Raw genomic sequence first — 20,557 nt, 5'->3', positions numbered from 1 at the left:
GAAAGGCCTCGTTCGTATCGGTTCATTCGTCGTGGCTGCGGGTCATGCCGGCGGCCATGGACGGGCTGTAGCCCGCGGTCACGTGCACGTCCACCACCACGGCAGCGCCTTCACGCACCGCGGCAATGGCTTCGCGCAGCACGTCGGCCAAGCTGGCGGGGTCGGTGACCGGGCCGACACCCTTGAGCCCCTGGGCGCGCGCCATCATGGCCAGGTCGGGCGCCGGGTCATCGATGCGCTGGCCGATCCAGCGGTTTTCGACCGGGCGGCCGCGTTCCTTGGCCACGCGTTCCTGGTGCACTTCGTCGTTGAAGAAGGACCGGTTGTTGGCCGTGATGATCAGCATCGGAATGCCGGCATTGGCCGCAGTCCACAGGCCCGCATTGCCCATCATGAAGTCGCCATCGCCCAGGATGGACACGGGCAGGCGGCCCGTATCCTTCAAGGCCAGCGCCGACCCCACCGACATGCCCGGTCCGGACCCGATGCCGCCACCGCCGTCGCCGCCCAGGTAGTCGAGCGGATGACGGAAGTGCCACATGTCGCCGGCCCAGCCCAGCGGCAGGCGCATCAGGCAGATGTCATCGTCACCGACCACGTCCTTGAGCGTCGCGGCCAGCGCGTGGATGCTGATCGAACCATCAGCCGCGGCGGCAGGCTTGGCCCACTCGGCCGGCGTGTAGTCGCTGGCCGGCTTGACGTCCAGTCGCGCCAGCAGTTCTTCGACCACGGGTTCGATCCCGCAGGCCAGGTAGATGTCGGCGGGCGGCAGGCCCTGGTGGTCCATGCTCCAGCCGTTGTGGATGTATTGATCGACCGATACCTGGATGACCTTGCAGCCGACGGGCGCATTGCCCCAGCCCTGCTTGAGCGTGCCCGCCAGGTCGACCCAGTCCAGGCTCAGCACCACGTCGGCCTGCTTGAGCAGCGCGCCCGTGTCGCCGGACAGGAAGACGCCCGGGGGCGCCAGGTGCAGCGGATGGTCGGTCGGGAAGGCGGCGCCCGTCTTCAGGTCGGTCAGCACCTTGGCGTTCAGCGTTTCAGCCAGTTGCACGCGGCGGTCCCAGGCGGCCTTGTCCCGTGTGGCGCGGCCCATCAGGATCATCGGGTTCTTCGCCCCCTTCAGCAGCGCCAACGCCTGATCCACCAGCTTGGGATCCGGATAGGTGGTGGGCGGCGGCGCATAACGGGACGCATCGGGCAGCGGCGGGATCGCATCCAGCTTCTGTTCCTGCATGGCCGCATCGAAGCAGACATAGGTCGGTCCGGGCGGCGCGGTTTCGGCGATCTGCTTGGCGCGCAGCAGCGCTTCATACGATGCGCCCACCGATGCCGGCTGGCAGTCCCATTTGGTGTAGTGGCGCACCAGCGCGCCCTGGTCTTGCGCGGTGTGCAGCCAGTCGATCCATGGACGGCGGCGGGCCGCATCGACGGGGCCGGTGGCGCCCATGATGACGACCGGCAGGCGATCGCACCAGATGTCATAGATGGCCATGGTGGCGTGCATCAGGCCGACGTTGCTGTGCACGATGGCGCCCAGCGGCTTGCCGGTGACCTTGGCATAACCATGCGCCATGGCCACGGCATGTTCTTCATGCAGGCACAGCAGCATCTGCGGTTTCTGGTTGCCCAGGTAATTCACCAGGCTGTCGTGCAGGCCGCGAAAGCTCGAGCCGGGATTCAGGCAGACATACGGAATGTCCAGGCTTCGAATCATTTCGGCGAGCGCGTCGCTGCCCCAGATGCCCTCGCTGCGGGAAGGCTGCGGAATGTCGCGCCTGACGGTGGCGGCAGGGCTGGGCACGGGAAGAGTCATGCGGGTCTCCGGTCTTATGGGTGTGGAACGCACTGTAAGATTGAACTTCACATTGATCAATCTTGATTGCACGTTCAACCTATGCCGCCTGATGATGCCGCCCGGATCTACCTGACTTCGGCTGAAGCCACCGCCCTGCTCGGCATCCGTATCCAGACGCTGTACGCCTATGTCAGCAAGGGGCTGATCCGCAGCGTCAAGCAGGTCGGCACCAAGGAACGTCTCTACCGGCGAGACGACATCCTGCGTGTCCAGGCCCGCTCGATGGCGCGGTCTGGCCACGGGGCTGTCGCGGGCGCGGCGCTGCAATGGGGCGAGCCGGTGGTGCCGACCTCGATTACTGAACTGACGCCCGAGGGCCCACGCTATCGCGGCCGGCTCGCCATGGACCTGGCAGTCAGTGGCGGCAGCTTCGAAGCCGTGGCCGAACTGCTGTGGACAGGGTTGTGGCACCCGGATATCGCGTGGCCGCGGCGTGCCCTGCCCCCGTCAGTCGCAACGGCGATCGCCCCCGTGCTGAGCGTGCCGCAAGGCAATGGCGAACTGGCCGAGATCCTGGCCATGGTCGTGCTGCGGCTCGGGTTGGCGCGCGGCACGGTCGAAGAACGCATCGTGGGTGGTCAGACGCAAGACGCCGCGCGCGAGATCATCACCGCCATGGCAGGATGCTTCGGCATGATCGGCCCGGCGCGCAGCTTTCATCGGGGCGGGCGCGGGTCGGTCGCGCAGCGCCTGCTGGAAGCCATGGGTGTCGATGCGCATGCGGCGAACGTGCATGCCCTGCAGGTGGTGCTGGTGCTGTTTGCCGATCACGAATTGTCGTCAAGCACGTTCGTTGCGCGGGTGGCGGCCTCGGTGGGTGCATCGCTGCACAGTTGCGTATCGGCGGCGCTGTGCAGTGCTTCAGGCGTCGAGCTGTCCCGCAACTATGACCGGATCGAAGACTTCCTGCATGCCGGCGCGTCGCGTCCGGCGTTGATGAAACGCGCGGTGGCCCTGCATCAGCAGGGGCTGGGCGTTCCCGGCTTCAGCCATCCGCTTTACCCCGAGGGCGATGCGCGCGCGGTGGGCTTGCTGGCCATTGCACGCGAACGGTCCGACGGCAACAAGCGTCTGCGTATGCTGCTCGATTTTGTCGACCAGGTCTCGCAAGACATGGGCTTGCCACCCCGGCATGAATTGGGTGCGCTGGCGGTAGCCCAAGCGATCGGGCTGCCTCGCTACAGTACCGGCGCAGTGTTCATGCTGGCGCGCACCGCGGGTTGGGTCGCCCATGTGCAGGAACAACGGCGCGCCGGGCAAATGATCCGCCCGCGTGCCAAATTCGTGGCCGCGGGTGCCTAAGCCGATACACATGACGCTTTGGTGACGAGGCGCAACAACCCACGGCAAGCCCGCCAGAGGCAGCGCCAATACGGCGTGCGCGACTGAATCGACCACCCGGAATCCCGTCCATGACAGGGATGAGGCAGGGACAGCAGGCGCATCGCATCCCGGGAGCGGTCGGGCGGCAGAATGGTCAACCCCTTACGCGCCGGATGGCACCTTGTGTCAGTCGTGTTCGGACAGCCCGAGCCGCGCCAGCGGCCGCTCCAGCATTTACAAACCGACATGAAAAGATCTGCCAGCGTTGTGATTTCCGCATAGAGTCGATTAACGAAGGAAGGCGCTGCCATCGAGATGTCGCCGTCTTTCCCCCAGACACCGAGTGACGGAGCCATGATGACCGACGCAACATCTGTGATCGTTGTAGGCGCGTCCCTGGGCGGTCTTGACGCCCTGAGCCGCATCGCCCATCTGCTGAAGCCGGACTTTCCGGCGCCTATCGTCGCGGTGATGCACACTGGCTCCCAAGACCCGCAGCGGATCGCCGATCGCCTGGGCAGCCGCTGCCAGCTACGTGTGACCTGTGCGCAGGATGGCGAGCGGCTGATACCCGGCACCATTTATCTATCCATGCCCAGCCACCGCCTGACGGTCGTGCCACCGGGCACGCTCCGGCAGACCCCGACTGCGGCCGTCAACGGTTCCACCGCGGACGCGCTCTTCCTGTCGGCCGCGCGGGCGTTTGGCGATCGGGTCATCGGCGTGGTCTTGAGCGGCGCGGGGGCGGACGGCACCGCCGGGATGGCGGCCATTCATCAGGCGGGTGGGGTCGGCATCGTGCAGCGGCCCGACGAAGCGGAAAGCACGGGCATGCCGACCAGCGCCATCCAGGGCGACCATCCGGATTACACGGCCTCGATCGAGAAGATCGCGGAGCTGCTCAGCACCCTGGTGCAGCGCGGCAGCGCCAAGGCGGGCCCTGCCGCCCTGCCCCGCGACGATCTGCTGAAAGTGGATACCGGCGGCGCCCAGGCAGCCGCGGTGCTCAAGCTCCCGACCGACCTGGGCGCCTGAGCGACATCGGTCAGGTCAGGATCAGCGGTGCTGCGCAGGCGATTGGTGGGTCGCCACCAGCCGCAAGGCGGTCAGATCCGCGCCCGACAGCACGCCGCCCCGGCCCAGCAAGCGGCCGTTTTCCCAGTTCGACAGCCCCAGTTCGGGCAGGCCCAAGGCATACTGCCCATCCACCCAGCGAGTAAACCCGTCGCCCACGAACGGCGCATCGATGTCGGCCCGGAAGCGGGCGTGCGCAGCGGGATCGGCCGCGATCAGGCTGGCCACGAAACGCGGGCTCCACCGGTTGAACAGGGCAACGGCTTCGTCCACGTCCTGCACGATCGCCAGCGTGACCTCGGGCGTGTCTTCCCACTCCCATTCCTGACCCAGTGCCTCTTCCGGCAGCAGCGTCGCGAAGGGTTCCTGCGACGCGCCTTCGGCCCGCTGCACCTTGACCTGCTGCGTAAAGACTTCGTGCGGCAGATAGGCTTCGCTGCCCGCCAGCACATGCAGGCGCGCGTCCTGACCCCGTGCCGATCCGGCAAGGCGCAAGGCATCCAGAAAGACCGGCACCAGTTCCGCAGCACGCGATACCGGAATGCAGCACACGTTCAAGGTGTTGCAGACCTTGCGATCCAGCGAGTTCTGCACGACCGCGCCAAAGCGCGCGGTGTCCGCCGTGGGATCGGCAACCATCCATGCGCCCCCGGTGCCATGCGCGCTGACCGGGATGCCGGCCTGGCGCGCCACGCTGCCCAGTTCCAGCACCGCATGGCCCGACCCGCGCGCCACGGCCAGCGCCAGGCGGCGGTCGCTGAACAGCGCCCAGCCCGCGGCGCGGTCTTCGGCATCAAGCAGCGTCACGGCGCCGGTCGGCAACCCCGCCGCGGCCAGCGCCGGATGCAAGGCGTGGCGCACGATTGCACGGGCGGTGCCGAGCGCATCGCTGCCAATGCGCAGTACGGCGGCGTTGCCGGTCGCCAGCACGCCGGCCGCATCGGCAAAGACATTGGGCCGCCCTTCAAACACAAAGCCGATCACGCCCAATGGCACGCGTACCGATTCCACCGTCCAGTCAGGGTGATCGACCTTTCCGACCATGGGGCTGATGCCGGTCATGGCGACCCAGCTGCGCAGGCCGGCAATCATGTCGGCGCGCATGCGGTCGGACACGGTCAGGCGGGTGGTCGAGCGTCCCCGGTCCTGCGCGCGGCGCACGTCGGCCTGGTTGGCGTCGACGATGCTCTGCCAGGTCGCCTCGTTTTCCAGCGCGTCGGCAAAGCGGTCATAGAAAGACGCCACGGCGCCCGGCGCGGCGCGCGGCAATTCGCGAAAGGCATCGGCCGCGGCCGATACGGCGTCTTCGACCAGGTGCTGGACGGCGGCCGGAATGTGCAGCAACGCGCCCGTGCGCTGGACCACCTGCAGGCGGTCGCCAGGCTGGAAGGCCGTGGCAAGGGCGTCGGATACCGTGGTGTAGCGGTCGCCGCCGTAGGGGATGACCATGCCCGCTTCAAGGCGGGTCAATCGGGAATCTGCTGTCATGATGTGGGGCATTCAAGAAAAATCCGGCGCGCCGACGCGCCGTCAATCCCATAGGGTAACGCGTCGCGCCGCGCGCCGCCCTGCTGCTACCATCGGGCGGGGCCCTTGCGACCCGCTTTCCACCCTGATGAGACCGACACGATGACCGAAGACGAAGCCCGCCAACTTGCCACCCACCGCCATTACAAGGGCGGCCTGTACCGTGTGGTCGGCAGCGCCCGCCATTCCGAAACGCTGGAAACCCTGACGGTGTACGAGCACCTGTGGCCGCACGAACGCGGCCTGTGGGTGCGGCCGCAGGCGATGTTCGAAGGCACGCTGGAAGACGGCCGCATCCGTTTCGAGCGCCTGACCCGCTGACCGATGGCGATCACCAGCGCGGGCATCCTGATGTACCACGTGCGCGACGGGCGGCTGGAAGTGCTGCTGGTCCACCCCGGCGGCCCGTTCTGGCGCAACAAGGACGCGGGCGCATGGTCGATCCCGAAAGGCGAAGTCGATGAAGGCGAAGACGACGCCGCGGCCGCGCGCCGTGAATTCCACGAAGAACTGGGAACGCGGCCCGAGGGCGATCTGATCCCGCTGGGCGAAGTGCGTCAGCGCAGCGGCAAGCGCGTCCGGGCCTTTGCGCTGGAAGGCGATCTGGACGCCGCCGCCGCGCACAGCATGACGTTCGAGATGGAATGGCCGCCCCGCAGCGGACGGATGGCCAGCTTTCCGGAAGTGGATCGCGCGGCCTGGTTCGACCTTGATGCCGCGCGAGGCAAGCTCATCGCCGGCCAGGTGCCCTTGCTTGATCGCCTGGCCGACCACCTGCAGGCGCCGCGTCCGGACGAGCAAGCTGAGTGACACATGAGCAGGGCTTGCGTGCAAGGGCGACGCCCAAGCATGCACCATCGCCGGGCACACACCCTGCTGAACGCTGAACGCCGCGACAGACGGCAACAGACCTGGGGGACCCACGCACTATGAATTCCTGTGAAACCACTGCCCACTACATGCGCCGCCACGGCCTTGTGCTGGTGACGGCCGAATCCTGCACTGCAGGCCTGATCGCCGCGAATCTGGCCGACATACCGGGCGCGGGCGCAACGCTGGACTGCGCCTACATCACCTATTCGCCCGACGCCAAACGCGAGGTGCTGGGCGTGCCGCAGGAAACCCTGCGCCGCAACAACCTGACCAGTGAACCGGTGGCCGAGGCCATGGCGCGCGGCGCGCTGGCGCGCAGCCGGGCCAACGTGGCGATTGCCGACACCGGTGTGGTCGACGATTCCGATCCCGCCATCCCGGCAGGAACGCAATGCCTGGCCTGGGCGTTTCAATTGAGCGGCGGCGAGGTCGCCGTGTTTTCGACCTGCTGCCGCTTCGACGGCGACCGCCGCGAGATCCGGGAAAAAACCGCCGAGCATGCGCTGGAGCGCCTGCCGCATTACCACCGGCAGGCGCTGCTGCAGCGCGAGCAGAGCCTGAGCAGCGCGGGCTGATCAGGGAAAGCTGAACAGCGCAGCCTGATCAGGGCTGCCTGATCAGCGCCAGCTGCGGTCGTCCCGGCGCATCATGCCGAAGGCGGCCAGACAGGCCAACCCGGCGATCCCGCCCAACAGATACACCGGCGTGGGAATCGACCGGGCCATGTCACAGGCGATTTCGCCCGACCGCGGAAGCACCAGCTGCATGCGGCGTTTGGTCATGGCGGCGCCCAGCTCGCCCAGCCGATCAGCCAGGATGCGCTCGGCTTCTGGCAGCAGAATCGTCTCTTCATCGGCCACGTGGTGCAGCACGTCGCGCATCAGCTCCATGACCGTATCGTCGTAGGCCGGATCGGTCGGCTCCATGCCGCGCAGCCTGGCAATCAGGCGCCGCATCTCGTCGTGCTCGGGCACGCTCTTGCGGATCGCTTCGTTGTCGGTCACTTCACGAATCGCCGGATAGAAGATCTCTTCTTCCAGCTGAGCGTGGATTTCAAGCGCCGTACAGATGGTGTCCACCAGTCCTTGTTTGACGCGGGGATTGGTGTCGATCTTGTAGCGGTGGAAGGTCACCAGGACGTGGCTGTGGTCCAGCCGGATCATGCGCGTGGCGCCGGGGGAAATGGTCGAGAGTGCAAGGTCCATGAGTCACCTGTCTGGGTCGGGGAAGCCTGTGCTTCAGCAACTGCTGTGCCGTGCGCCATGGCATTTCCCATCTCCACGCAACGGCACAGTCCTTGCACTTGCAGACATCCCCGCCGCGCAGCCAGCATTTGCGCGGCTTTCTGACTGGAGTGTGCATGTCCGCTGCATTGCGATGTTCGTTCCCATTGACCGTTGCGGCGCCGATTCGGCGCGGCGCCTTCCTGCTCGGCTTTGCACTGGCCGGTTTCTTCGACGGCATCCTGCTGCATCAGATCCTGCAATGGCATCACCTGCTGAGCGGCCTGGAAGGCGGGCGGTTCGCGGCGATCGGCACGCAGATCCTGGCCGATGGCGCTTTTCACGCGGTGATGTATGCCATTGCGTTGGCGGGCCTGTGGCTGCTGCTGCGCCACCGCGACCCGCTCGCCCGGACACGCGCGACGGCGCTGGCAGGCTATGCGGTCATCGGCTTTGCCGCCTGGCAGATCCTTGATGTGGTGGTCGTGCATTGGGTGCTGGGCCTGCATCGGGTCAGGATGGACGCCGCGACGCCCTGGATCTGGGACCTGGGGTGGCTGATCGTTTTTGGCGTGGCGACAGGCCTTTGGGGCTGGCGGCTGCTGGCGCGCAAGGGGCCATCGGGTCCTGCAGCCGGCAGCCCGTCGCGCGGCGCGGCAGCGGGGGGCACCTTGGGCGCCTTGGTCCTTGCCGCCGCCGTGCTGAACCTGGCCCCGGTCAACGCCCTGGATGACCGCGGCGAAGGCGGCGCCGGGCAGGTCACCCTGGTGACGCTGCCGGGCCAGGGCGCGCGGTCGGCCTACGCTTTCGCGCAGCGTTACGGCGCCGCGATCGTTGATACCAGCAACGATGGCACCGTCTGGCTCATGAATGTCCCCGTGGGGGCCCGCCGCATGCCGCGCTACACCGACGGTGCGTGGGTCGTGGCGGCGGGTGGCTGGGGCGGCTGCGCCGCGTGGCTGGCGGCGCGCTGATCGATTCCGGTGTGCGGCCGCCACCGGTCGGCACGCACCTTGCGAAACCCCGCAGGCGGCGCTAGGGCCGCAATCCAGCAAGGAGAAAGATCATGCAGATTCGTGTGGACCCGGCGCAATTGCCGTCTGCCTATCGCGCCCAGCGCACCGCGCGCGGACTGGGCTGGTTCAGCCTCGCACTGGGGCTGGCAGAGATCATCATGCCCCGCACCATGGCGCGCCTGTGCGGGGTGCACGCCAGCCCGTCGCTGATGCGATGCTACGGCGTCCGAGAAATCATTTGCGGCGTCGGGCTGCTGAGCAACCGCAACGCCCGGCCCTGGTTGTGGGCACGCCTTGGCGGCGATGTCCTGGACATGGGCACGCTGCTGACGCAGGCCGATGCCCACGGCGCTGCATCGGGCCGGCCGCAAGGCGCATTGTTGAATGTCGCAACCATTACCGCGCTCGACCTGCGTACGGCCATCGACTACGAGCCGATGGGTCAGGGACGGACCGTGGACTACTCGACCCGTTCAGGCTTTCCGTCGAACCCGGACAGCATGCGCGGCGTCGCGCGTGGACTGCGGAACACGCCCATGGGCGCCACCGGCGCGGCGGGTGCAATGACGCCGCAGGCTCGGCCCGAAAGCCTGAAGACGTCGACTCCCGTCGGTCGCGCGGGCGCCGCCGCGCCCACGCCGATGGCCCTGGCGCCCGATATCGAATAGCGCGAATCAGCGGGTCGGCACGGCCGTCCCGCGTTCGCGGTCCTGCCGTGGACGTTCGGCGGGCGGCGCCGACTCATCGGGCGCAGTCGTTCGTGGGACCGGATTGCGGGGCTCGCCCAGACCCTGATGCCGGGTCCCGGTCGGCTGTTGGCCGCCGGGCCTGGCGGCCGCTTCCGCCAGTTGCACGTGGCGCCGCATCAGGGTCAGGCCGCGTTCGATCACGGACCGGATGTCGGGGTCCTTGGCGTTGGGCTGGGCCTTTTCCAGCTGCGCGATGCCCTCACGGTTCTGGGCCAGCCCGGCCTCGCGCACATAGGCGTCATCGAAGTCCTTGCCGTTCTTTTGTCCCAACGACGTCAGAAGCTTCTTTTGCGAAGCCGACGGTTCGGTGGGCAGCGACATCTTGCGTACCGATGCCAGCGCCTTCAATTCGGTTTCCGCCTGCAGGTGATCGCGCGTCACGGTACGCGCAAATTCCCGTACCGGATCGGTGGTGGCGCGCGCACTGGCCATCTGGCCAGCTTCGATTTCGAAGCGGCCAAATTGCGCGGCGGCCTGCAGCAGATTGGCATCCGCCTTGGACAGTTCGGCGGCGGTCGAGGCCAGGGCGGGGGCAAACAGGCAGACGGCGCTGGTGGCCACACGCAAGGTCAGGCGGCGCATCGGGCTGATGCGCGTTGCTGAATGAGAAAAGATCATGGGAGGTCTCCAGGTGTGAACTCAACCATGACCCGCAAGCCGCATGCCACGCCGTCCTTCGGGAATGACGCTTGCGAAATGCCGGCTTATTGACTGGAGCGACCCATGATTCCTCGCAACACCACCATCGTGATCACCGGCGCATCGAGCGGCATCGGACGCGCGACCGCCGAATTGCTGGCTGCGCCCGGCGTCAAGCTCGTGCTGGCCGCGCGCCGCCGCAGCGCCCTGGACGTCGTCGCGCGCGAATGCCGGCGCTTCGGCGCCCTGACCCGGGTGGTGCCGACTGACGTGGCCGACGCCGAAGCCGTACGCGACCTGGCCGAGGCCGCCGCCACCTTTGGCGATGGCGAGATCGATGTCTGGATCAACAATGCAGGCATTGGCGCGGTCGGGGAATTCGATCGCACGCCGGTCACGGCACATGACCAGGTGGTGAAGGTCAACCTGCTGGGCTATCTGCATGGCGCGCACGCCGTGCTGCCCTACTTCAAACAACAGGGCACCGGCATCCTGATCAACGTGGTGTCGTTTGGCGCGTGGTCGCCTGCGCCTTACGCCGTGTCGTACAGCGCCAGCAAATACGGGTTGCGGGGCTATTCGGAAGCACTGCGTGCGGAGCTGTCCCGCTATACGGGCATCCGCATCTGCGACATTTTTCCGTCGGTGATCGACACACCGGGATTTGCGCATGGCGCCAATTACACCGGCAAGAAACTGAAGGCCCCGAAGCCGGTGTATGACCCGCGCCGCGTCGCGTCGGCCATCTTGCGGGCGATTGCCGATCCCACCTGCACGCAGATGACGGTAGGCAACGTGGCCAGGGCAGCCCGCCTTGCGAACGGACTGCTGCCCGCCCTGACCCGCCGCATCACGCGCGCCCTTTTCGAACAATACTTTGGCCGTGCCGCGCCATCACCTATCACCGATGGCACGCTGTTCACATCGACAGCGCCCGACAGCCCCATCGACGGCGGCTGGCGGGCGACCAGCGGGATATCGCGCACGGCGGCGGCAGTGGGCGTCATCGCCGCCGCAGGCGTGCTGGGCGCATGGATGCTCGCCCAGCGGCGGGACTAGACCGCCGTCAGATCAGGGCGCCACCGGCAACGCGCGCTTGTGCGCGGTGCCGCGATACACGCGGATCAGTTTTTCACTGGCCGCGGCATCCACTGGCTTGCCTTCCAGGAAGTCGTCGATCTGCTCATAGGTCAGGCCGAACGCGGCTTCGTCGGGCTTTTGCGGCGAATTCGTTTCCAGGTCGGCGGTCGGCACCTTCATGACCAGCTCTTCCGGCGCGCCCAGCCTGCGCGCCAGGTTGCGCACCGCGCGTTTGGACAGTCCACTCAAGGGAATCAGGTCGGCCGCGCCGTCCCCGAACTTGGTGAAAAAGCCCATCAAGGCTTCGGCCGCCTGATCGGTGCCGATCACCAGGCCTTCCTGGGCACCGGCCACCGCGTACTGCGCGATCATGCGCTGGCGCGCCTTGGTGTTGCCGGTCACGAAATCGGCATGCGCCTCGTCGCGATACACCAGGCCACCGGCTTCAAGCGCGGCGCGCATGGCGTCGGTGGCGGGCTTGATGTCCACGGTCAGGCGCTTGTCAGGCTGGATGAAATCCAGGCTGGCCTGCGCGGCCGCCTCGTCAGCCTGTGTGCCATACGGCAGGCGCATGGCATAGAACGTTGCGGGGTGCCCGGCGGCTCGCGCACGTTCGACGGCCAGCTGCGCCAACCGCCCCGCCGTCAGGGAGTCCACCCCGCCGCTGATGCCCAGCACATAGCAGCGGGCACGCGCGTTCACCAGGTAATCGCACAGAAAGGCCACGCGCCGCTCGATCTCGTGGTCCACATCCACGGGGTTGACGACGCCGAGTTCGGCAATGATGTCGCGGGCGTCGGGGCTCGTTGGGTTCATGGTGTCATTCCTCGTCAAGACTGTCCTCGTTCAGAAAAAAGCTCAGGGCTTCAAGCCATAGTAGTCGGCCAGCGACGCGATGTCCGAATCGCTCAGGCGCGAGGCGAAGGATCGCATCTCGCCCTGATCGTCGTTCGCGCGCTGGTTGCCGCGAAACGCGTTGAGCTGCGCGGCGATGTAGGCCGATGGCTGCGCGAACAACCCCGGCATCAACGGGCCGGCGCCGCGTGCGTCCATGCCGTGGCAATTGGCGCAGGCCGGCAAGGCCCGCTCCATGTCGCCGCCGGTGTGCAGCCTTGCTCCTGCCGACGGCGTGTCGCCGGGGGCCGCGGCCTGCACGGCCGGCGCAGCCTGCGCACCGTAGTACTTTGCCACCGACGCAATGTCCGCTTCGGACAGCGTCTTGGCAATGCCTGACATGATCGGGTGCGCGCGTGCGCCGTCCTGGTAGTCCGTCAATTGTTTGGCGATGTACTCGGCCGACAGCCCGGCCAATCGCGGGAAGGACGACGCCGCCGTGGCGGCTTGCGCGCCGTGGCAGGTCACGCACGCCGCCGCACCAGTGCTGCTGCCCGCGCTCGCGATCTTTTCGCCCTGGTCGGCCGCGCCGCCCTGGTCCAGTATCGTTTCCCATCGCGCTTTCGCCACCACGAAGTCGGTGCCGGTGCGCTCGCGCGGCGCGGGGGCTTTGGCCTGCGCCGCGGACGGATCCGGCGCGGGCGGCGGCGGCGACCCGGGCGGCGCCGTGGCGGCCGTGGTGGCAGGCCCCGAAGGCGCATCGCCTGCGCGCGGGTTGCCGTCGATCAGGCTGGTCGAGAAGGCAAGGTGCATGATGCCGACGAAGACAGCGGTGGCGGCCACCGCGCCGCCCACGCCAATGCCCAGGGGCTTGAGAGGGTTGCTCATGTCTTCACCAGGGGGCCAGGTTGCGGCAGGTACTGATTCTTTACGGCATCGACCGTCCAGTAGGCCATTGCGCCAACGGTGCCGGTCGGGTTGTAGCCAGAATTTTGCGGGAACAGGGCCGCGCCCGTCACGAACACATTCGGCACGTCCCAGCACTGCCCGTAGCGGTTCACGACGCTGGTGGCGGGATCGCTGCCGATGGGCGCGCCGCCAGTCAGATGGGTCGATTGGTAGGTGGTGGCGCCGTAGGGCCGCACCCGCGGGTTCGCCTCGGCCAGGGTCACGCCGCGAATGGCCTTGCCGATCTCGAACGCCTTGTCGGTCAGGAAGGCCGACATCTTGATGTCGTTGTCCGGAAAGTCATACGTGATGCGAAGCAGCGGCAGGCCCCATGCGTCCTTGTAGGTGGGGTCCAGGCTCAGGTAACCGGTGGGTGTCGACATGGCCGCGCCCGTGATCGTGATGGGCATGGAATGGTTGTAGTAGCGCTTGGCCGCCTGCTTCCATTCACCGCCCCATCCCGCCGTGCCTTTGGGTACCGGCCGATAGCCGATGGGCGCGCCGCCCACCACCTGGATCTGGATGTAGCCGCCGCCCACGAAGCCCAGCGGTCCGTGATCGAAGTTGTCGGAGTTGAAGTCGTCCATCGTCACAGCCGCGGCGCCCGCGCCCATGAAGGGGTTGATGTTGACCTTCTCGTCAAAGAACAGGTTGACACTGGACGTCGTCTGGTGCGTGTAGGCGCGGCCCACCGCCCCTTCGCGCGTGGCGGGATCGTATGGCTTGCCGATGCCCGACAGCAACAGCAACCGCACGTTGTGGATGCCGAAGGCGCACAGAAAGACCATCTCGGCGGGCTGGAAACATTCTTCGCCCGACGCGTCCACATAGGTCACGCCACGCGCCTTCTTCTTGTCGGGTGTCAGTTCGACGCGGAGCACATGGGCGTTGGCCCGCAGTTCGAAGTTCGACAGCTTCATCGCCGCCGGCAACACGCACACCTGCGGCGACGCCTTGGCGAAATGCTCGCAGCCATAGTTGGAACAGAAGCCGCAGTACACGCAGGCGTTCATGTTCAGGCCTTCGGAATTCTTGTACGGCCGGCTCACCAGCGCGGACGGCTGCACATAGGGGTGGTAGCCCATCTTGGCCGCCGCCTCGCCGAACAGGGCCGACGCGTACGGCACCTTGAGCGGCGGGTTCGGGTACTGCCGGGATCGCCACGGATCGAACGGGTTGCCGTTGGGCTGCAGCTTTTTGTTGAGGTTGCCTGCGTAGCCCGACGCACCGATCAGGTAGTCGAAGCGGTCGTAGTAGGGCTCCAGCTCGTCATAGGTCAAGGGCCAGTCCTGCGGCGTGATGTCGTCCGACAGGATCTTCGCGCCATACTTTTCCGTGTAGTGACTGCGGAACTTGAATTCGGTCTCGTCAAAGCGGTAGTAGGCGCCCGACCAGTGATTGCCCGCGCCGCCCACATGGGTCGCCGGAAACGCGAATTGCCACCGGCGCATCGGCAAGGCCTGCTCGGTGGGGGTATTGCGGAAGGTAAAGGTTTCGACCGCGGTGTTCTGGTGCAGCTCGTGGCGGCGGGTGTACTTCAACTCGTCGTGCACGGTGGGCGCCTGGAAATCGGGCGATGGCCAGCGCGGCTGTCCGCGCTCCAGCACCACGACGCTCTGGCCATTGGCCGCAAGCTCCTTCCCGATGATGGACCCGGTCCACCCTCCCCCCACGATCACGACGTCCTTGGCTGGCAGTGTCTTGCTCATCGCATGGGTCCTCCGTGGCCACCGTGCGCGGCATCGGCAATCGAAATCGGCGGGCGCGTCCACGCCACGCCGTGGCGTTCCACGTCACTCATGTAGCTTGCATAGGCGCCCGGAAAGCCCACCAGCTTCCAGGACGCCATGTCGCGATTGCCACCGTAGACGGGGTCGGCAAAATAGCCCTCCATCGTGGCGTCGAGCAAGGCGGCGAAAAACACGGCCGACGGCAGCGGCGTGGTCTTGATCTCGCCGGCCTGCATGCGCGTGAGCAACTGGTCTTGCGCGGCGGCGTCCAGATCGGCAAATCCGCCCTTGCCATTGCTGGCAGCCGCCTGGTCCAGACTCGCCAACCCGGCGCGAAACATTTGCGCGGGCGTGAACGACAGCTGGTAGCCCTGCTGCGGTTTGCCGGCCACGAACGGACCCTGTTTGTAGAAGTGGTCCCCACTGCCCCACGCCCCCGCCAACTGCTGGTCCAGGAACACCGCCACGCCGGCGTCTTTCGCGCCCGGCCCCAGCGCATCGGTCGGGATCAGGCGGTCGATGGCAGCTTCCACGGCGCGGACTTCCTTGGCATTGAAGAAGCGCCACACATAGGGTCCCGAGGCCGCCGCGGGCGGCGTGCCCGCAGCCGGTGCGGTCGTGGCGGCTGCGCTGGTGGCAGGTGCCTGGGCAGCGCTGGCGCCCGTTGGCAGGCCGGCGGCAGCCGCGGCCGGCCCGCCTGCCAGCAAGGCCTTCAGGACCTCGCGCCGCGTGAATCGAAGGGGGTGTTCCAAACCTGGCTCCTTGGAAGCGGCGGGCTTGACCGCCAATGACCGGGCGCCACCGTGTGCGCCGATGAACGACGCGCGCTCAACGCGGGGTTGACGGCGCGGGGGTATCGCGAGGGGTAATGGCCGGATTGCCGGACGGGGCGTTGCCCGGCGGATTCGTCATGGTCGCGCCGGACTGCGGCCGATTGGCCGGGGCGGCGTCGGTGCGGGGGGTGGGCATCGGGCGGCGCGGCGCGGACGTGGCGGCCGGCGGCTCGGGGGTCTGGCCCATGATGCCGCTGCTGCCGTTCACGCCCGACCCCGGATCGGACGACCCATGCTGCGACGGACCGGAGTGCGACGAACCGTGTTGCGACGATGACGCGGCGACGGCCGCGGACAGGGGCACGGCGGCAAGCGCCATGACCGAAAATGGAGCGGCGGCGGCCATTGCGCCGCTGGCAAGCATGCGGATCACCTTCATGGTGTCCTCCCTCTGGATGACTGACGGTCACGGTCAGCAACATTCATACCGTCAGGAACCTGACAGACACGCCTCGCGCGGGGGCTCGCCCTGCGCCTACTGCAAGTGTTCGAGCACGGCCGCCACGACGCGATCCACGGATACAGGCTTGCACAACCAGGTGTCAAAGCCTTCGAGCGTGCCGGGCTCGGCGCTGCCATGCGCGCCCAGGCCGGTCATGGCGATCGCCGGAATGCCGGCATTGCGCGGTGCCTTCCTCAACCTGCGGATGAGTTCCGTGCCATCCATGCCGGGCATCCGGATATCGGCGATCAGCACGTCGATGTCGTCATCCTGCAGCAGGTCCAGCGCGGCCTGTCCGGTCGTGGCGCCAAGCACTTTGGCGCCTTCGTCTTCCAGCAGCAGGCTCAATGCATCCAGCGCGTCGCGCGAGTCTTCCGCCAGCACGATCCGCACGCCCTGCAGCCGTTGCAGGGCCGGCGTGGCCGCGGCTTCCAGCGCCACCGGGTCTTCGGACAGCCGCAGGCGGATCGTGAAGGTCGCGCCCTTGCCTGGCCCGTCGGATCGCACCTGCAATCGTCCGCCATGGGCTTCGACGAAGTGACGCGACAGCGCCAATCCCACACCCAGGCCCGACGTGGTGCGCGTGGCATGCTGCGCGTCGAGCTGACTCAACAAGGTAAAGATGGAGTCGACGCTTTCCGGCGCGATGCCGATGCCGGTGTCGGCCACGTCGAGCCGCGCTTCGTTGCCATCGTCAACCAACGTGACGAACACATGGCCGCCACGCGGCGTGAACTTGATGGCATTGGCCAGCAGGTTGCCGACCGACTGTTCCAGCCGGGTGCGATCGGCGGACAGCAGCAACGGCGCGTTGATGCCCGACGCCGAGACCAGGACGCCCTTGGCCGAGGCATCGGCCGACACCCCGCTGACACAGCGCGCCACCAGCGCCGCAAAATCGACCGGCGTGCAGGTGATCTTGAGCTTGCCCGTCGATATCCGCGCAATGTCCAGCAGCTCGTCAATGATGCGGGCCTGGTCCCGCACGGCCCGCTTGACCGCATCCACCGCACGGCCGGCGGCGGGCACGCCCATCACGTCGGGCCCGCGCCCCAGCAGTTCCATGTTGAGCTGGATCAGATTGAGCGGATGCCGCAGTTCGTGCGACATCATTGCAAAGAACACGTCCTTCAATTCGTTGGACGCCAGCGTGCGCTGCAAGGCCTGTTCGCGCGCGGTCTGCTCGCGATGCTGCGTGGTCAGGTCGCGGGAAATCTTTGCGAAGCCCGGCGTGCCCTGCCCGGTCAGCGGATACAGCACGCCGCTGCAGTAGAACCGGCTGCCGTCCTTGCGGTAGCGCCAGCGGTCGTCGGACGAATGGCCGCTGCGTCTGGCCTGCGTCAACTCCCGTTCAGGAATGCCGAGTTCCTGTTCATCGCGGGTAAAGATCGAGCCATACGCCTTGCCATGCATTTCGGCGGCGGTATATCCGAAAATGCGTTCGGCCCCCACGTTCCAGCTGGTGATGATGCCCGCCTCGTTCATGGCGATGAAGGCGTATTCCTGCGTGGTTTCGGCCACCAGCCGCATGCGGGCCTGCGCCGCGCTGACACGCGCTTCGACCAGGCGGCGTTCGGTGATGTCGACAAAGATGATCACGGCGCCGTCGACCAGATTGTCGAACGTGCGATAAGGCACGACGCGGGTCAGGAACCAGGCGCCGTCCGTGCTGCGCACTTCGCGCTCGATCCGTGAGGTCGATGCCACGGTGCGGGCGACGTCAGCCGCCAGTTCCGGATATTGCAGCCGATGCGTCATCTGCGCGAGCGGACGGCCCCGGTCCGACAACGCAACGTCCATGACCTGGCGCGCATGGGGCGTGAACCATTGCACGGCCAGCGACCGGTCCACGCGAACGGCCGACAGGTCGCTGGACCGGATCAGATTCTGCAGGTCGTCATGAATGTCGGAGGTTTCTTCGGCCGCTTCGCGCAAGGCGACATTGACCGTGGTCAGTTCCTCGTTGATCGCATGCAGCCTTTCCTTGCCCGCCACGAGCGCGGCGGTCGACATCCGCAGTTCGTCATTGGCCGCCTCCAGCGCTTCATTCGACGTCAGCAGGCGTTCGTTGGAACGGCGCGCCCGCCGCGACTCATCGGCCAGCCGTTCCTGCAGATGGGCGATCTCCGCTTCCAGGGCCGCCACGCCGTCGGACCGCTTGAGCGAGACGACCGCGTTGCCCGACGCCGCCGGCGCGGCATCCGTGACTTCGTGAAAGACCACCAGCATCAGGTCCTGCCGGCTCTGGTCGTCATGGAAGGGCCGCACCGTGATGCGGATCACCGCGCCCGGCGTCTCGTCACCCAGCGCGACGCGGCGCGACTGCGCGGGTTGGCCGGTGGCAATGACACGTGTCAGGGCTTCGATCAGTTCGCGGCGCAACGCTGCGCCGACCAGCGCCAGCAAATGGCGCGGACCGGACTCGGTGTCGGCTTCACGCAGGTAGCGATTCGCGCCCGACGAAAGGTGCACCACTTCGTAGTCCGCCGTGACGACCACGCTGGGTGGCGAATACCGTTCGATGGCGCGCCGATGCACCTCGGCATACACCACCTTGCGCGTGCCTTCGGATGTGTCGGCCACGGATTCCAGCGGGTTGCCTCGCGCGCTGACCAGGGCCAGCGTCGGCGAGCGCTGACCGGGCACGTTGACCCGCGCGCGATAGAGCCCGTGCGTCCCGTCCACCGGCCGGAACCACACTTCGCCCTGCTCCCCCACGCCTTCAGGACCGACGAACAGATAGCCCTCGGGGACCAGTGAACGGTGGAAGGCCCGCAGCAGGGTATCGCGGGCGTCGGCCTTCAATTCCGGCAGCAGCGTGCGGCATACGATCAGGTGCAGTCCCGAAAACGGCGGGTCGCGAAACACATCGTGCACGGCAAACACGACCCGTTCGCGCACGACTTTCTTGACCTGGTATTTGTCGCCTGATTCTTGCAGGAAGCGCCTCAGGCGGGAACGGCCCACATCGGCAGCGATCGACAGCGGATAGGTGGCTGCGCGCGCGGTGGCGATGGACGCCGGATCGCCGTCACTGGCAAAGATGCGCAAGCGATCGGACGCGTCGGTGCCGGCCGCGTCGGCAAGCGCAATCGCCAGCGAATAGGCTTCTTCACCCGTCGAGCAACCCACGCACCATGCGCGCAAGGTCAGGTCGGACGTGGCGCGCAGCACATTGGTCAGCCCGCGCAGGGTGGTCGATTCCAGCACGGCGTAAGCCGCCGGGTCGCGAAAGAACGCGGTGCCCGTGGACTGGATGTCGTGCGCCAGCGCGGCGGCTTCTTCCGTATTGGTGTCAAGGATGCGAGCGTAGCCCGCCAGGTCCGTCACAACGTGCAAACGCGCGCGCCGCTGCATGCGGCGCAGGACAGTCACTGTCTTGTATTGCAGGAAGTCGCGGCCGCTCTTTTGTGTGAGCGTGCGCAGGATCGCTCGAAAACCGGGCAAGGGATACGCGGTGGCGGGCGCACGCACGTCGTTGCGGCCCAGGGCCGACGGCAGCAGGATGCCTGGCGCGGCAGATGCAAACCGCTGCATGGACGCCGGCATGTCGGCGGCGGGCAGCACCATGTCCACGGCGCCTGCCACGATCGCGTGGCGCGGCATTTCGTCGCAGCCCGCTTCGAACGGGGCCTGCGCCAACGCCAGGCCGCCCGCGTGCCGAATGTGCGCAAGACCCGCAGCACCGTCATTGCCATCGCCCGCCAGCAGCACCCCGATCGTCTGATCGCCGAACACCGACGCCAGATTGCGAAACATCAGGTCGATGGCCACACGGCGCTTGCGAGTGCGGGCGACCGGGCGAACCTGCAACGTGGTTGCCGTGACAGAACCCGCCCTGTCGGTCGGCACCACCAGTACCCGGCCTGCTTCAAAAGATCGGCTCTCGGCCACCAGTTCAACCGGCAATGCCGACAGGGCCTTCAAGGCATCGAGGCTGGCCTGCCCGTCCCACTCAGCCGGCACATCCAGCACGACCACGAAGCAGAATTCCGTGTTGGCGGGCACGGCGTGCAGGAAGCCCGCCAGCGCATCCAGGCCAGGCACGGACGCACCCACGCCGGCCACACGATACGGCCGGCTGCCGGGGGCAATTGTCCGCGGTTGCTCTGCAGTCTCGGCAAGGCTGGCGCTGCCTGGGGTCATCGAGCATCTCGGCAATGCGCATACCTGTTCTACGACAGGCGCGCGGGTGAACGATTCACGGATTCTCACATAAATGAGAGCATTTCGGGCCTGGAAGAGCACCCTATTTCCAAGCTTGCGCGTTGCCCACTTCACTTACACACGGTGACACGCTTTCGTGCCGCCCACGCCAACAAGGTTATGGGTGCAGATCCGCAACGCGGCGCGGAAGTTGCTGCTCGTGTAACCGATGCGATGCCCACGGCTGTGCAAGACAGTGGGT

Annotated in this window: 18 protein-coding genes; 8 read left to right on the top strand and 10 right to left on the bottom strand. The window is 67.1% G+C overall.

Features of this window, described 5'->3' with window-relative positions; genetic code table 11:
• Window positions 1–22: 22 nt before the first annotated feature.
• Window positions 23–1,816, bottom strand: a complete 1,794-nt coding sequence (locus HD883_RS03460) for a thiamine pyrophosphate-binding protein (RefSeq protein ID WP_179587814.1) — start codon at window positions 1,814–1,816, stop codon at window positions 23–25.
• An 81-nt stretch (window positions 1,817–1,897) separates the two neighbouring features.
• On the opposite strand from HD883_RS03460, the gene HD883_RS03455 reads away from it, so the two are divergent.
• Together HD883_RS03455 and HD883_RS03450 are read left to right on the top strand one after the other, a co-directional pair.
• A complete protein-coding gene (locus tag HD883_RS03455) occupies window positions 1,898–3,160 on the top strand; it encodes a citrate synthase (protein WP_179587815.1) in 1,263 nt (420 codons plus the stop codon).
• Between the two features lie 378 nt (window positions 3,161–3,538).
• Window positions 3,539–4,216: a chemotaxis protein CheB gene (locus HD883_RS03450; RefSeq protein WP_179587816.1), complete on the top strand. Its 678-nt coding sequence runs from the start codon at window positions 3,539–3,541 to the stop codon at window positions 4,214–4,216.
• Window positions 4,217–4,237: 21 nt separating this feature from the next.
• Here HD883_RS03450 and HD883_RS03445 read toward each other — a convergent pair whose 3' ends face one another.
• Window positions 4,238–5,743: an aldehyde dehydrogenase family protein gene (locus HD883_RS03445; protein ID WP_179587817.1), complete on the bottom strand. Its 1,506-nt coding sequence runs from the start codon at window positions 5,741–5,743 to the stop codon at window positions 4,238–4,240.
• A 141-nt stretch (window positions 5,744–5,884) separates the two neighbouring features.
• On the opposite strand from HD883_RS03445, the gene HD883_RS03440 reads away from it, so the two are divergent.
• The 3 genes from HD883_RS03440 (at window position 5,885) to HD883_RS03430 (ending at window position 7,230) form a co-directional block, all read left to right on the top strand.
• Window positions 5,885–6,103 carry a DUF1653 domain-containing protein gene (locus HD883_RS03440; RefSeq protein ID WP_179587818.1) on the top strand — a complete coding sequence of 73 codons (219 nt, stop codon included), beginning with the start codon at window positions 5,885–5,887 and terminating at the stop codon, window positions 6,101–6,103.
• Window positions 6,104–6,106: 3 nt separating this feature from the next.
• Entirely contained in the window at window positions 6,107–6,592 is a 486-nt protein-coding gene (locus HD883_RS03435) for an NUDIX domain-containing protein (RefSeq protein ID WP_179587819.1), read from the top strand.
• A gap of 119 nt (window positions 6,593–6,711) precedes the next feature.
• Window positions 6,712–7,230 (top strand): CinA family protein, encoded by a 519-nt coding sequence (locus tag HD883_RS03430; protein WP_179587820.1) that lies wholly within the window; start codon window positions 6,712–6,714, stop codon window positions 7,228–7,230.
• A 42-nt stretch (window positions 7,231–7,272) separates the two neighbouring features.
• Here the strand turns inward: HD883_RS03430 and HD883_RS03425 are convergent, their stop codons facing one another.
• The gene (locus tag HD883_RS03425) at window positions 7,273–7,860 is read right to left on the bottom strand and encodes a hemerythrin domain-containing protein (protein ID WP_179587821.1); all 588 of its coding nucleotides are present in this window, start codon (window positions 7,858–7,860) and stop codon (window positions 7,273–7,275) included.
• A 155-nt stretch (window positions 7,861–8,015) separates the two neighbouring features.
• Between HD883_RS03425 and HD883_RS03420 the strand changes: the two genes are divergently transcribed.
• A complete protein-coding gene (locus HD883_RS03420) occupies window positions 8,016–8,852 on the top strand; it encodes a DUF2243 domain-containing protein (protein ID WP_179587822.1) in 837 nt (278 codons plus the stop codon).
• Between the two features lie 92 nt (window positions 8,853–8,944).
• Complete coding sequence (locus HD883_RS03415) at window positions 8,945–9,562, top strand: hypothetical protein (protein ID WP_179587823.1); 618 nt, start codon at window positions 8,945–8,947, stop codon at window positions 9,560–9,562.
• 6 nt (window positions 9,563–9,568) lie between these two features.
• On the opposite strand, the gene HD883_RS03410 is transcribed toward HD883_RS03415, so the two are convergent.
• Window positions 9,569–10,261, bottom strand: coding sequence for a DUF4142 domain-containing protein (locus HD883_RS03410; protein ID WP_179587824.1), 693 nt, complete (start codon window positions 10,259–10,261; stop codon window positions 9,569–9,571).
• A gap of 105 nt (window positions 10,262–10,366) precedes the next feature.
• Between HD883_RS03410 and HD883_RS03405 the strand changes: the two genes are divergently transcribed.
• Entirely contained in the window at window positions 10,367–11,341 is a 975-nt protein-coding gene (locus tag HD883_RS03405) for an SDR family oxidoreductase (protein WP_179587825.1), read from the top strand.
• 12 nt (window positions 11,342–11,353) lie between these two features.
• On the opposite strand, the gene nadE is transcribed toward HD883_RS03405, so the two are convergent.
• From nadE to HD883_RS03375, 6 genes are all read right to left on the bottom strand, one after another.
• On the bottom strand, window positions 11,354–12,178 hold the full coding sequence (gene nadE, locus HD883_RS03400) for an ammonia-dependent NAD(+) synthetase (protein ID WP_179587826.1): 825 nt from the start codon (window positions 12,176–12,178) through the stop codon (window positions 11,354–11,356).
• A 42-nt stretch (window positions 12,179–12,220) separates the two neighbouring features.
• Window positions 12,221–13,084, bottom strand: a complete 864-nt coding sequence (locus tag HD883_RS03395; protein WP_179587827.1) for a c-type cytochrome — start codon at window positions 13,082–13,084, stop codon at window positions 12,221–12,223.
• On the bottom strand, window positions 13,081–14,853 hold the full coding sequence (locus HD883_RS03390) for a GMC family oxidoreductase (protein ID WP_179587828.1): 1,773 nt from the start codon (window positions 14,851–14,853) through the stop codon (window positions 13,081–13,083). The genes HD883_RS03395 and HD883_RS03390 overlap by 4 nt, the downstream gene beginning before the upstream one ends.
• Window positions 14,850–15,626: a gluconate 2-dehydrogenase subunit 3 family protein gene (locus HD883_RS03385; RefSeq protein WP_257021974.1), complete on the bottom strand. Its 777-nt coding sequence runs from the start codon at window positions 15,624–15,626 to the stop codon at window positions 14,850–14,852. The genes HD883_RS03390 and HD883_RS03385 overlap by 4 nt, the downstream gene beginning before the upstream one ends.
• 76 nt (window positions 15,627–15,702) lie before the next feature.
• Window positions 15,703–16,086 (bottom strand): hypothetical protein, encoded by a 384-nt coding sequence (locus HD883_RS03380; RefSeq protein WP_179587829.1) that lies wholly within the window; start codon window positions 16,084–16,086, stop codon window positions 15,703–15,705.
• Window positions 16,087–16,182: 96 nt separating this feature from the next.
• Entirely contained in the window at window positions 16,183–20,295 is a 4,113-nt protein-coding gene (locus HD883_RS03375; protein ID WP_179587830.1) for a CheR family methyltransferase, read from the bottom strand.
• Between the last annotated feature and the right edge of the window lie 262 nt (window positions 20,296–20,557).

The organism is Pigmentiphaga litoralis (assembly GCF_013408655.1).
Classification (GTDB): Bacteria; Pseudomonadota; Gammaproteobacteria; order Burkholderiales; family Burkholderiaceae_B; genus Pigmentiphaga; species Pigmentiphaga litoralis_A.
The sequence above is the reverse complement of the archived record's forward strand: the minus strand, read 5'-3'. Positions and strand labels throughout refer to the sequence as shown.

Excerpts from the sequence above, each read along its gene's own strand:
- HD883_RS03460 (WP_179587814.1), bottom strand. The coding sequence starts at position 1,816 with ATGACTCTTCCCGTGCCCAGCCCTGCCGCCACCGTCAGGCGCGACATT.
- HD883_RS03455 (WP_179587815.1), top strand. The coding sequence starts at position 1,898 with ATGCCGCCTGATGATGCCGCCCGGATCTACCTGACTTCGGCTGAAGCC.
- HD883_RS03450 (WP_179587816.1), top strand. The coding sequence starts at position 3,539 with ATGACCGACGCAACATCTGTGATCGTTGTAGGCGCGTCCCTGGGCGGT.
- HD883_RS03445 (WP_179587817.1), bottom strand. The coding sequence starts at position 5,743 with ATGACAGCAGATTCCCGATTGACCCGCCTTGAAGCGGGCATGGTCATC.
- HD883_RS03440 (WP_179587818.1), top strand. The coding sequence starts at position 5,885 with ATGACCGAAGACGAAGCCCGCCAACTTGCCACCCACCGCCATTACAAG.
- HD883_RS03435 (WP_179587819.1), top strand. The coding sequence starts at position 6,107 with ATGGCGATCACCAGCGCGGGCATCCTGATGTACCACGTGCGCGACGGG.
- HD883_RS03430 (WP_179587820.1), top strand. The coding sequence starts at position 6,712 with ATGAATTCCTGTGAAACCACTGCCCACTACATGCGCCGCCACGGCCTT.
- HD883_RS03425 (WP_179587821.1), bottom strand. The coding sequence starts at position 7,860 with ATGGACCTTGCACTCTCGACCATTTCCCCCGGCGCCACGCGCATGATC.
- HD883_RS03420 (WP_179587822.1), top strand. The coding sequence starts at position 8,016 with ATGTCCGCTGCATTGCGATGTTCGTTCCCATTGACCGTTGCGGCGCCG.
- HD883_RS03415 (WP_179587823.1), top strand. The coding sequence starts at position 8,945 with ATGCAGATTCGTGTGGACCCGGCGCAATTGCCGTCTGCCTATCGCGCC.
- HD883_RS03410 (WP_179587824.1), bottom strand. The coding sequence starts at position 10,261 with ATGATCTTTTCTCATTCAGCAACGCGCATCAGCCCGATGCGCCGCCTG.
- HD883_RS03405 (WP_179587825.1), top strand. The coding sequence starts at position 10,367 with ATGATTCCTCGCAACACCACCATCGTGATCACCGGCGCATCGAGCGGC.
- nadE (WP_179587826.1), bottom strand. The coding sequence starts at position 12,178 with ATGAACCCAACGAGCCCCGACGCCCGCGACATCATTGCCGAACTCGGC.
- HD883_RS03395 (WP_179587827.1), bottom strand. The coding sequence starts at position 13,084 with ATGAGCAACCCTCTCAAGCCCCTGGGCATTGGCGTGGGCGGCGCGGTG.
- HD883_RS03390 (WP_179587828.1), bottom strand. The coding sequence starts at position 14,853 with ATGAGCAAGACACTGCCAGCCAAGGACGTCGTGATCGTGGGGGGAGGG.
- HD883_RS03380 (WP_179587829.1), bottom strand. The coding sequence starts at position 16,086 with ATGAAGGTGATCCGCATGCTTGCCAGCGGCGCAATGGCCGCCGCCGCT.
- HD883_RS03375 (WP_179587830.1), bottom strand. The coding sequence starts at position 20,295 with ATGACCCCAGGCAGCGCCAGCCTTGCCGAGACTGCAGAGCAACCGCGG.